This is a genomic window from Halomonas sp. SpR1, from assembly GCF_031010175.1.
Classification (GTDB): domain Bacteria; phylum Pseudomonadota; class Gammaproteobacteria; order Pseudomonadales; family Halomonadaceae; genus Vreelandella.
Genome location: NZ_JAUAMB010000006.1, coordinates 74225 through 86523, shown reverse-complemented (window position 1 = coordinate 86523; position 12299 = coordinate 74225). Strand labels below are relative to the sequence as shown.

The following is a 12299-nucleotide window of genomic DNA, read 5'->3' as shown; positions in this document are numbered from 1 at the left end:
ACCTCATAGAAATCATGAGATGAATGTAAATGATTCGCATACATCTTATCAAGTAGAAATTGCTGCTTTTTGCTATCCATTCGTCTTAGTGAATATAGAGAGCGCGATAAAGTATTGTCGAAGCGATACTTTTTCCAAAAAAATGCCGAGTGGACGGAAAAATTATTTTTTCGGCAAAACCACTGTCTGTGTGTTGGAAGCAATATCCGGCCAGCTACGTCGCTGTTTATCGAAAAGCACCCATAAGTAGCCCAAACCAAATGCCAGCAACGAGAGCCACGCCACCGCGCAGCGAATCAGGCACTGCTTCAAGTTCAGCGAATAGCCATCTGCCGCTTGCACCCGCAGCCGCCACGCCTGCATGCCCAAGGTCATACCCCCACGCGACCAGGAAAAAACAAAAAACAGCGTGACAAAAAACACCAGCATGAGGCGCAGGCTCCAGATGTCACTGGCCGTTGTGCCAATTTCTTCGGGCTGCTGACCCAGCACATAGCGAAAAAACAGCATATGGACGACCGTCACGGCGATCCAAATCGCGGTCACCAAAAAACCGTCATACAGCATGGCGCCCAAGCGGCGGCCAAGGCCTGCTGGCCAAACGCTGTCCAACTGAGTAAAGCGTCGTGTTTGCCTCATTCTTGCTCAGCTCCTGGCTGGTTTTTAGCGGTTTTTAAGCGATAAGTAGCAGCGCTGCCGATGCGGCATTAACCATTGCGACGTAGAAAATAGATCCCGACCCCGGCGCACGCCAGTGTCGGCACCAGCACCGCCCAGACGGGCGAGAAGCCAAAAATCGTCGAGGCGGGTGCCAGTAGATCCTGAACGTACTTAAAGCTCAGCCCAGTCACAACGCCGTAAAACACCCGCGTGCCGGCAGCCACTGTACGCAGCGGGCCAAACACAAAGGAGGCGGCAATCAGCACCAGCGAGCCCATGGTGAGCGGCATCAAGATCTTCTGCCAGAAATAGAGCAGCGCCTGGTCATTCTGCAGGCCCTGCGCTTCGAGAAACTGGGCATAGGCCCAAAGCTCGCTGGGCGCCTGGCTCTCAATATCGCGCAGCAGCCGCTCTAGCTGGGTGGGCGTAAAGGAGGTTTCCCAGCCCATGCTTGCGGCCTGGTCAGACTCGGTATGGTCAGCGAAAATGCGCGTGGTAGCGACGTTTTCCAACCGCCAGGCATCGCCCTCCCAGCGTGCCCGCTGGGCATAAGTGGCTTCGACTAGCTGGCGGTCATCGAAACGGTAGCGGGTTAAATCGAGCACAACGTCATCGGCACGAATCGCCCCGAAGCGGTAGACGCTGTCACCTTCGATCTGCCAGCCACTGCGGCTAGTCAGCATGGCGCCTTCACCCTGACGCTTTTCCAACCGCCACGCCTCGGCATACTGCTCGGTACGCGGGCTAACGTATTCAGCCACTAACAGCACAACCACCACAACCAACAGCACTGGCTTCATCACCCCCCAGACAATGCGCGCCAGGGAGCGGCCAGCGGCGCGCATAACGGTGAGCTCGTTACTCGAGGCCATACTGCCCAAGCCAATTAGCGCGCCGATCAACACCGCCACCGGGGCGTATTGATAAAAGCGCCAAGGCGTGCGCATGAGTAGGTAAAGCAGCGCATCAAAGGCGGTATAGCCCGCCTGTACATCACCTAAATCATCGATATAGGCGATGGTAATGTCCAACCCCAGCAGCACACATTGAACGACAACAATGGCCGCCAGCACGTTGCGGGCGATATAACGGTCAAGACGGTCAAGCAGCATTAGCGCATCCCCTTGCGTTGCGAGCGCCATAGCAATAATAGGCCCAGCCCTAAAAACAACCCATGGACTGGCCACACGCCCAGCGTGGTAGCCCAAGTGCCATTACCAATGGCATCGACAACCGCCAGCAGTAGGCTGAGATAGGCAACGTATAAAAATACCGCAGGTAGCAGTTTGCCGAAGCGCCCCTGGCGAGGATTAACCCGAGAGAGTGGCTGCGCCAATAAGGCCAGTACAAATACCATTAAGGGAAGGCCCACGCGCCACTGCCACTGAGCTTGCGCCCTGGGGCTTGGATTATTCCAGAGCGCAGGCGTGGTGGCATACTCCAGTGAATCAAGCTCCCGCCGGTCGCGATTCAGTCCTAGGCGCAACGTGTAGCGCTCAAACGTGAGCCGCTCGGCGCTCTTCTCGCCTGGCGTCACCCCGTAACGTTCACCGTCACTCAACACCAAAAAGCGGCTACCGGTTTCGAGCCGGGTTTCCTGATAGCCCGATGCCGCTCGGGTAACGTAGTCATGGGTGCCTTCATCGCCGGGCTGGTTCTGCTCATGCACCAGCACATCCTGCATTTCAGTGCCGTCGCGTGAGAAGCTGCCTATATACGCTGTACGGCCACCGCCGAACTCTTGAAAGCGCCCTGGGGCCAGTACCGAAACATCCAGGCGACTACGCTGTTCTTCCAGCGCGGTCTCGGTTTGCAGCGCCCCAAAAGGCGTCAACCACAGGCTGCAGATGCCGACCAGCACCGCCACAACGCTGGCGGGCAACAGCGTCACTCTCAGCAGTCGCGTGGGGCTCATGCCACAGGCGACCATCACGGTGATCTCGCTGTTCATATACAGCTGCCCGTAAGCAAGCAGGATGCCTAGAAAAAACGACAGCGGCAGGATCAGTTCCATAAAGCCAGGCAGGTGAAACATCATCAGGCTGCCTAACATGGTGACGGGGATATCACCTTCTGCTGCATCCGAAAAATAGCGGATAAAGCGACTGCCCATGATCACCAGCAGCAGAATGCCAGCGACCGCCGACATGGTGAGTAACACTTCGCGAGTTAGATATCGAAATAAAATCAACGCGCTCTCCGGCTAGTCGTGCAGGATGCCATGCAATAAGCGTATGGCTTGGGTACACTAATCAAACTATTCACAGTCCCTTTTCAAAATCAAAAGCAACGGGGCATTATCCCGAATCCCTCGATGCTTGTCTTGTTGGAGACGTCATGGAATTTTCCGTTCAGACCGCAAACCCAGCCAAAGCTGAAACACCCTGCCTCTTGGTGCCGGTTTTTAAAGCGGGCGACCTACTGCCCACTGTCGCCAAACTGGACGACGCCAGCGAGCGCCTGATCGGCCAGTTGCTGGAACGCGGCGACTTTGACGCCGCGCTGGGCAACGTACAGATGGTACCCTTTGCGCCGGGCCTGGGTGCCGAACGCATTTTACTTATTGGTTTGGGTGAGCGCGAAAAATGCCAGGAAGCGGCCTTTATCAAGGCGCTGGATGCGGCCATGGCCGCGCTGGTGAAACTGCCCATCGACGAAGCCAGCGTGGTATTTGGCGATGTTCCGCTCACAGAACGCGACGCCGCCTGGAAAGCGCGCAAGGTGATGGAAGCCGCTGAACGGGCTATTTATCGCTTCGATCAGTTCAAATCGACCCCTGCACCCGCCCCCAGCCTTGCCAAGCTGACGTTAATCATTAGCGATGCCGACGCCGTTTCGCAAGTGAAGCAGGGTGCATTAGTGGGCAACGCCATTGGCCAGGGCATCAACTACACCCGTACCCTGGGCAACCTACCCGGTAACGTATGCACGCCCAGCTACCTGGCCGAACAGGCAGAGCAGTTGGGCCGTGACTCACAAGGCGCGCTCGAGGTCGATATTCTTGATGAAGAAGCGCTGGAAGCCCTGGGTGCAGGCTCGCTGCTCTCTGTAGGTCGTGGCAGCAAAGAGCCGACACGCCTGATCGTGATGAAATACCAGGGTGCTGAAAATGCCGACGAAGCCCCCCATGTATTGGTAGGCAAAGGCATCACCTTTGATACCGGCGGCATTTCGCTAAAGCCCGGCGAAGGCATGGACGAAATGAAGTTCGACATGTGCGGCGCTGCCAGTGTTTTCGGCACCGTCAAAGCCGTGCTGGCGATCAAACCCAAGCTCAATTTGGTGTTTATTGTTGCCGCTGCGGAAAACATGCCCGACGGCCATGCCACCAAGCCCGGCGATATCATCAAAACCCTTAAAGGGTTGACCGTCGAAGTGCTTAATACCGACGCGGAAGGCCGTTTAGTGCTGTGCGATGCGTTGACCTACGCCGAGCGCTTTACCCCGGCAAGCGTGGTCGACATTGCCACCCTCACTGGTGCGGTCATTATTGGCCTGGGCCACCACGCCACCGGCCTGCTCTCCAACGACGATGACCTAGCGCTGGATCTGCTGGATGCGGGCGAAGCCGCTTGGGATCGCGCTTGGCACCTGCCGCTATGGGACGAGTACCAGGAGCAGTTGGAGTCCAACTTTGCTGATCTGGCTAATATTGGCGGCCGCCCGGCGGGTACCATTACTGCCGCGTGTTTCTTGTCACGCTTTGCCGACCACTTCCCCTGGGCACACCTGGATATCGCCGGTACCGCCTGGCACTCAGGCAAGCAGAAAGGCGCCACGGGTCGGCCCGTTGGGCTGTTAACCCAATACCTGCTTGACCGTGAAGCAGACGCCCAGGTAGAAAATAGCGACGTCTAACAACACAATCAGGCAATCAACGGTTGCCTTTATTTGACGCAACCGTTACACCTAAACACATTAGCGTGTGCCTTATCTCAAGGCACACGCTGCGCCCACTTTAACGCTTATATTACGACGCCTATATTTGCCCTTCCGGGCTTGGATCAAGTAGAGAGAACATGCCGTGCCCACTAACTTTGAGATTTTGCCATCCAACCAGCCGATAGCCGATGAGATCCGTGACAACATTCTCAAAAACCCCGGCTTTGGCAAACACTTTACCGATCACATGGCCCATGTACGCTGGACTGTTGACGCCGACTGGCACGGCCACCAAGTGCGCCCCTACGGCCCGCTGACGCTGGATCCCGCCGCCTCAGTGCTACATTACGGCCAGGAGATTTTTGAGGGCATCAAAGCCTACCGCCACGCCGACGGCTCGATCTGGACGTTCCGCCCGGAGAAAAACGCCGAGCGTTTCCGCCGCAGTGCCCGTCGCCTAGCGCTACCCGAGCTGTCCGACGAAGACTTTATTGGCTCGCTAAAAGCGCTGCTAGCGCAAGACCAAGCCTGGGTGCCTACACCGGCTAGCGCTTCTGACGAGTGCAGCCTCTATCTGCGCCCGTTTATGATCGCTTCAGAAGCCTTCTTAGGCGTTCGCCCCGCCCACGAGGTCGACTACTACGTGATCGCCTCCCCCGCCGCGGCGTATTTTAAAGGTGGTATCGCGCCGGTTTCCATCTGGCTCTCTTCAAACTACAAGCGCGCCGCCCCTGGCGGCACCGGCTTCGCCAAGTGCGGCGGTAACTACGCGGCTTCGTTAGCCGCGCAGAAAGAGGCCGAAGCCCACCAGTGTGGCCAGGTCGCGTTCCTTGATGCGGCTGAAAACAAATGGGTCGAAGAGCTCGGCGGTATGAACCTGTTCTTCGTCTTCAAAGATGGCCGCCTAGTGACTCCGCGTCTGACCGACACCATTTTGGAGGGCGTAACGCGCAACTCGGTGCTCACGCTGGCCAAAGATGAAGGTCTAACGCCGGAAGAACGCGCTATCAGCATTGATGAGTGGCGTGAAGGCGCGGCGTCAGGCGAGATCACCGAGGTATTTGCCTGCGGTACCGCTGCGGTCATCACCCCGGTGGGCGAGCTGGTCACCGAGAACGAGCGTATCAAGCTAGCTGCCGGTGGCAATAATGAGATTGCCATGCGCATTCGCACCAAGCTGCTCGACCTGCAGTACGGCCGCAGCGAAGATAAGTACGGCTGGCTCACCCAGCTGGTTTAAGCCGGTTTAACGCCAGCGCTTAAAACCTCATCGCCGCCGCAGCTTATGCGGCGGTGTTGTTTCTGGAACCGACTTACCTGGAACCGCCATGGCGCGCATAGATTTCTACATTTTGCCCGACACCACGTTAGAGGCACGCTTGCAGTTTGCCTGCAAACTCGCCGAGACCATCTGGCGTAAAGGCTACCGCCTGCACCTGCACTGCGAGGATAAAGCCCTCGCCGAACAGGCGGATGACGCGCTGTGGAATTTCCGCCCGGACGCCTACCTACCCCACGCCCTGGAAGATAGCGAGATGGCCGCCAGCGTGCCGATCACGCTAGGCTGGCAGCAGTTGCCGATGCCCACGGAAGAGACCGCGCTGCTAAATCTGCACCCTGAGATCCCTGACGGCGTAGAAAACTACGCGAGAATTGCCGAGATCATCAATCAGCACCAACAGGTGCTGGTCGCCAAACGCGCCTGTTGGCAGCGCTATAAAGAAATGGGGCATGAAGTCGTGCCTCATAAGTTGGGGTGAGGCTGTCGATGTAAAGGTGTGATCAAAAACTCAAAATAGGTTGAGCAAGTAAGGCATATAGCCATCAAGAAATCCGAATTTTACTCCTCTCTATGAGCTTTCTGCGACGAGCTGCGCGGAGGAATGAACTAGGGCCCGTACAAAGACTAAGCCTTATTTACTTTACTTAAATTGCCTGTAAAGTATATTTAATATCAAAAGCATATCTGACACTTTCGATCATTTGATGGTGCAAGAGCACATGACTGATCGCACATAATTGGTAAGGCCGCAGTTGCTATTGGAGACAAAAACATGACGGATCAACAGATAGCTCTCCGAGCTATCAATGAGCTACGCGTCGATGAGGCAGGCAACGCCCTCCGCTTTTTTATCCCTGCTTACCAGAGAGGCTTCCGTTGGTCGCCTCTGCAGGTTCAGCAACTGCTTGACGATATTCAGGAGTTCACACAGCGCCGAAACCCGCAGCCGGAGGAGTTCTATTGCCTGCAGCCACTAGTTATTAAGGCGCACCCAGAGACCGGAGATTTTGAGGTGGTCGACGGACAGCAACGCCTCACTACGTTGCTTCTGATACTGCGCCATTTCAATGAACGTCTGGCTGAACGGTTCCGACAAATGCTCTTCAGCCTCGATTATGAAACGCGACCTAATCTAGACGCATTTCTGGATGATCCAATCGAAGAGACTGCGAACCAGAACGTGGATTTTTATCACCTTTACCATGCGATTCAGACGATAGAGACCTGGTTCGCTAAGCGGGACAGCGAGGTGGAAACAATCAAGTCTGCTCTCCTCAATCAGACTAAGGTCATCTGGTTCCAACTAGAGGCTTCAGACAATCCGGTTGAGGCTTTTGCTCGGCTCAATGTGGGCAAGATACCACTGACCAACGATGAACTAATCAGGGCCCTTTTTTTGCGCCGTACCGGCCCGAATGATACGGAGGCGACCAGCACCCAGCTGCGGATCGCCTACGAATGGGATCAAGTGGAAAAAGCTCTGCAATCCGACGCGTTCTGGTATTTCCTCAGCAACCAGTCAGGAGGGGATCAGAACCGTATCGGATTCCTGTTTGAGCTCGTGGCTCGGGAGGAGGGGCTCCTGCCAAGCGCGGAACACGATGCATACGGGGTATTCTACACATTTAACCGCAAGCTCAAGGCCCCCAACACAACCCCTGAGGAAGAATGGCGCAAGATCAAGCAGCGTTTTCTGCTGCTAGAAGAGTGGTACGAAGATCGTGGGCTCTATCACATGGTGGGTTTTCTAGTCAGTCAGGAGATGCCTATCAGCGACATCAGGACGCTCTCACTAGATTGCACCAAGAGTGCATTCGAGCGGCGTCTTCGCCAGGAGATCTTTAAGCGCACGATAGGCGAGGAAATGCCCGATCCCACCGAATGCGAAATGATAAAAGAGTGTGTCGCCAACCAGTTAGAGAAACTCTCCTATCTTTCCAGTCAAGGAAATATCAGGGCGGTTCTGCTGCTATTCAATCTAGCCACTCTTCTTCAGAATCAGCGATCAAACCTGCGCTTTCAATTTGACAGTTTTAAGTGCGAGCGCTGGGATATCGAACACATTAGATCCGTCACCGATGATCGGCCGGAACGCCACCACGACCGGATTAGATGGCTTAAGAATGCTATAGGCTACCTGAAGTCACAGGATGCTGAACAGCCATTGCAACAAGCTATCCATAGTTTCTTGCAACACTCACAGGCAGAAGCCACTAATGAAATCTTCGATCCGCTCTACAACCGAACGCTTGATTATTTTAATGAGGCGAATGCCGGTTCGACCGAGCACGGCATCTCAAACCTGACCCTGCTTGATGAAAGCACCAACCGAAGCTACAAGAACGCGGTCTTTGCCGTAAAACGAAAGCGCCTACTGGAACTGGATCAGGCGGGAATTTTTGTGCCTCTGTGTACCCGGAATGTATTTCTGAAGTGTTACAGCCCATTAGTGGATAATCTCATGTTCTGGGGCGAAAGTGACCGGGAGGGTTACGTTTCTTCGATCACCGAAGTGCTGGCGGGTTTCTTCTGCGTCATCATGGAGTCACGCTAATGAGTATTGGTAGCCAGATTAACTATAAGCAGTTGCTGGATCGGCACGAACGCATACGGATACCTATGATTCAGCGCGATTTTGCGCAGGGCAGACCATCGGAAGTAGAAGTTCGAGATACATTTCTCGGAACGCTAAAAGTAGCTCTTGAAAAACCCGCCGACGATCCTAGTCTCCCCCTAAACCTAGATTTCATCTACGGTAGCGTCGAGGGCGATGGACAGACCCGTTTCCAGCCACTTGATGGCCAGCAGCGTCTAACTACGCTATACCTTCTTCACTGGTATCTGGCGTGGCTGGATGATGCATGGGCTGACTTTGAGAAAGTCTTTTTGGCCGAAGGACGCTCGCGTTTCGCCTACACCGTCAGACCAAGCAGTAATGAATTTTTCGACGAGCTCGTTTGCTACCGTCCTACTACTATGCCGGGGGAAGTGCCTGACGTGGCCGGGCTGATTGCCGATCAACCCTGGTACTTCCGCAGTTGGCGACTCGACCCAACTATCCAAGCTGTACTTCACATGCTGAACGCTATTCATGCGCGGTTTGCCGCATCAGAGGATCTATTTGCTCGGCTGCTGGATGCAGGACAACCCGCAATCACCTTCCAGCTACTTGATTTACACAACTTCGGTCTTTCCGATGACCTGTACATTAAGATGAACGCACGCGGTAAGCCTCTTACCGCATTCGAGCTTTTCAAGGCGCGCTATGAACAGGAGCTAGAAAGCCAACTTGAGGGAGAGATATTCACGCTTGGCGGGCACTCGTTCGATGCAGCGGAGTATATTGCCCGACGTATGGATACAAACTGGGCAGACTTATTTTGGAAACATCGCAGTTTAGGAAGCAATCTGTACGACGATGCCTTTATGAATGTATTCCGGGCCGTAGCGCTGATTAGCCGAAACCCAGAGTCGTCGCAATACCTAGGGGATGTCCGTAAACTTCGCCAGGGGGTCAATCTCCCCTCATACACCGATTTTCATTCGCACGGCTGGCTGGATGAAGCCTTCACAAGCACCCTGATTTGCCTACTCGATTCATGGTGTGGCAAAGACGGCGAGTTGTGTCAGTTGCTACCGGATGCTCGGTATTTCAATGAAAAAGCCTTTTTCAGCAAGATTACGTCTGACGGCGCTAACCTATCATACGTCGAAATGATTCAGTTCGTGGCCTATTCTCAGTTCCTTATGTTGCATCGAACTCATGGCATTAATGCCTTTGCCTTTCAAGAATGGATGCGAGTTATCTGGAACTTGGCGGTGAACACATCCTACAACCGCGCCGATGATTTTAGGCGCAGTGTGCAGGGCGTCCTGAGCCTGCTTGAGCACACCGATGGCATCCTCACCTATGTGGCGCAAGCTGAAAAAGCCGTGACCGGCTTCAGCGAGCTGCAGCTTGAAGAGGAAAAACAAAAGGCACAGCTGATACAGGCACATAACGGCTGGCGGCCATTAATCGACAAAGCTGAATCTCATGGCTACTTCCTTGGGCAAATCGGCTTCCTGTTAGATTTCACGGAAATCACTACTAGGTGTTCTGATTCGATACCAGAAAGCTGGGACATATCTGAGCATGTCAACTTTCAGAGCGAATTTATAAGACACTTAAGTCTGGCGGAAGCCATGTTTTCGGCCCGCGGACTTTCAGATCCAGGCGAATATCGCTGGCAAAGGGCGCTGCTCTCTTTTGGGGATTACCTGCTTCCCAGCGGAAGAAACCGCTCCTTCCTGGTGAATGCCACGACAGAGGAAGCCAGCTGGAAACGATTGCTCAGTGGTGCTGGACGATATGCAAAGTCTTCGCGAGATCTATTAAAGACTCTCTTCAGCTCGCTCACAACGGAATCAGATATGGCCAAGCAACTCGACGAAATTATTGAAGGCGTCGAGAATATTGATTCCTGGCGCGAGGCGGTTATTAACTGCCCGTCGGTTCTAGATTATTGCCAACGACGATTACTTCGAGTCGAATACGGTCATATCTATTTACTTAAGCGCTCACAGATGAATGGTGCGCACGCGGAGCTGTTCACCTATTGCCTCTACAAGAAACTCAAAAGCGGACAGCGCAAACTTTCCTCTCTAACCGCAGATTATGAATCGGTGACTGACACCTATTCTGAGCCCTATATCAGACTGTCTTGTGATCGACTCGGAGTGGCTCTCAGCGTCGAAATTGGCAATGACGGTAACGAGTTCGTTGTCAACATTACAGCTCCAGAAGATACCACCGTTGCTGAGCTGCTTGCGAGGCAGGGGTTTGAGCAGGCCGAAGAGGGTTATCGGAGGGCTGTGGATCGGGATTCAGCGGAGGATTTTCTCCGGAATTTGGATGAAGGGGTTAATGCGCATTAGGATAATGTAAGCGTCAAACCGAGCCCGAATAGTGAAAATGAGGCTTCTAGATTTGTTAGATATCATCGCACGCGGCGAAGACAGCCGCCACCAGTTCAAACGCGATGCCACCAACGCGGATAGCCTTGCCGCTGAACTGTCCGCCTTTGCCAACAGTGGCGGCGGTTGGCTGTTTCTGGGCGTTAACGATGACGGCACGATAGCGGGACTGGATGGCGAAGCTGTTCGGCGGTTGAACCAACTACTTGGCAACGCTGCTTCCCAGCATGTGCGTCCTCCAGTACATCCGTTAACCGAGAATGTGCAGACAGACCAGGGCATTGTGATAGTAATGGAAGTGCCCGATGGGTTAGCCAAGCCGTATCTTGATAATCAAGGACGCATTTGGGTCAAGCAGGGTTCGGACAAGCGGCATGTGACCTCTCGCGAAGAATTGCAGCGCATGTTCCAGCGCTCAGGGCTGGTTTACGCCGACGTGGTGCCGGTGGCGGGTACCTCGGTAGATAATATTGATGACAAGGCTTTTACTGCCTACTTTAATCGTCGCTATGGAGAGAGCAGCGAGTTCTCCGGCCTAACACCAGAGCAGTTGCTGCAGAACCTGGCCCTTGGCGATGGCCACGAGTTGAACCTGACGGGGCTGATGCTGTTTGGTCGCAACCCCCAGCGCTGGCGCCCGGCCTTCGAGGTGAAAGCTGTGGCCTTCCCCGGCACAGCCCTGCACGATACCCGCTATCTGGACAGCGAGGACATCAAGGGCACCCTGCTGGAGCAGTTCCGGAGCGCTTTCGCCTTTATCAAGCGCAATCTGCACCATGTGCAACACGGGCGGAACTTCAACACCCTGGGCGAGTTGGAGATTCCCGAAACGGCGCTGGAAGAGCTGTTGGTCAATGCCTTAATCCACCGAGACTATTTCACCAGCGCCTCCGTCCGCCTGATGGTTTTTGCTGATCGTGTGGAGATCGTCAGCCCGGGTCACCTACCGGATAGCCTGAGCGCTGAGGATATTAGCCAAGGAAAGACAATCCGTCGCAATCCTACCCTCACCGAGCACGCCAGCCATATCCTACCCTACCGTGGCATGGGCAGCGGCATTCCTCGTGCACTGGAAGCCTGGCCCCAAATTGACCTAATGGATGATCCGTCGGGCAATCAATTCAGCGCGGTAATCTGGCGGCCGGAGGCGGAGTGGGCGGGCGCTACCCCACCAGACACCGACCAAGTCACCGACCAAGTCACCGACCAAGTCACCGACCAAGTCACCGGGGAAGTCAGCCTGGAAATAGTCCGCCTGCTTGACTCCTTAGAGGGCGAAATGACAAGAGCCGAGCTACAGGATATTTTGGGCCTCAAACATCCACCTCATTTCCGCAACGCCTACTTGCGGCCAGCACTGAACGCTGGCCTGATTGAGCAGACGATTCCGGATAAGCCCAATAGCCGCCTGCAGAAGTACCGCTTAACAACTGCCGGCAAGCAGTGGGTAAAAAATAACAAAACGCAGACTTGATACGCATCTTTGCCGAAACCTAGCCGAACTCTGAAGTTGTCCAAT

At 54.5% G+C, this 12299-nt stretch carries 9 protein-coding genes; 6 read left to right on the top strand and 3 right to left on the bottom strand.

Annotation, left to right across the window (positions count from 1 at the left end):
* Positions 1-162: 162 nt before the first annotated feature.
* The 3 genes from QT231_RS06600 to lptF all read right to left on the bottom strand — a co-directional run bounded on the left by QT231_RS06600 (position 163) and on the right by lptF (position 2851).
* Positions 163-639: an RDD family protein gene (locus QT231_RS06600; RefSeq protein ID WP_215119389.1), complete on the bottom strand. Its 477-nt coding sequence runs from the start codon at positions 637-639 to the stop codon at positions 163-165.
* Between the two features lie 68 nt (positions 640-707).
* On the bottom strand, positions 708-1772 hold the full coding sequence (lptG, locus tag QT231_RS06595) for an LPS export ABC transporter permease LptG (RefSeq protein WP_308336119.1): 1065 nt from the start codon (positions 1770-1772) through the stop codon (positions 708-710).
* A complete protein-coding gene (lptF, locus tag QT231_RS06590) occupies positions 1772-2851 on the bottom strand; it encodes an LPS export ABC transporter permease LptF (RefSeq protein ID WP_308336118.1) in 1080 nt (359 codons plus the stop codon). Before lptF ends, lptG begins: the two co-directional genes overlap by 1 nt.
* 146 nt (positions 2852-2997) lie before the next feature.
* On the opposite strand from lptF, the gene QT231_RS06585 reads away from it, so the two are divergent.
* The 6 genes from QT231_RS06585 (at position 2998) to QT231_RS06560 (ending at position 12254) form a co-directional block, all read left to right on the top strand.
* A complete protein-coding gene (locus QT231_RS06585) occupies positions 2998-4518 on the top strand; it encodes a leucyl aminopeptidase (protein ID WP_308336117.1) in 1521 nt (506 codons plus the stop codon).
* Between the two features lie 166 nt (positions 4519-4684).
* On the top strand, positions 4685-5782 hold the full coding sequence (locus QT231_RS06580) for a branched-chain amino acid aminotransferase (RefSeq protein ID WP_308336116.1): 1098 nt from the start codon (positions 4685-4687) through the stop codon (positions 5780-5782).
* 88 nt (positions 5783-5870) lie between these two features.
* Positions 5871-6302 carry a DNA polymerase III subunit chi gene (locus QT231_RS06575; RefSeq protein WP_064235953.1) on the top strand — a complete coding sequence of 144 codons (432 nt, stop codon included), beginning with the start codon at positions 5871-5873 and terminating at the stop codon, positions 6300-6302.
* A gap of 294 nt (positions 6303-6596) precedes the next feature.
* Positions 6597-8378, top strand: coding sequence for a DUF262 domain-containing protein (locus tag QT231_RS06570; protein ID WP_308336115.1), 1782 nt, complete (start codon positions 6597-6599; stop codon positions 8376-8378).
* A complete protein-coding gene (locus tag QT231_RS06565; RefSeq protein WP_308336114.1) occupies positions 8378-10741 on the top strand; it encodes a DUF262 domain-containing protein in 2364 nt (787 codons plus the stop codon). Before QT231_RS06570 ends, QT231_RS06565 begins: the two co-directional genes overlap by 1 nt.
* Before the next feature lie 52 nt (positions 10742-10793).
* Positions 10794-12254 (top strand): Fic family protein, encoded by a 1461-nt coding sequence (locus QT231_RS06560; protein WP_308336113.1) that lies wholly within the window; start codon positions 10794-10796, stop codon positions 12252-12254.
* The last annotated feature ends 45 nt before the right edge of the window (positions 12255-12299 follow it).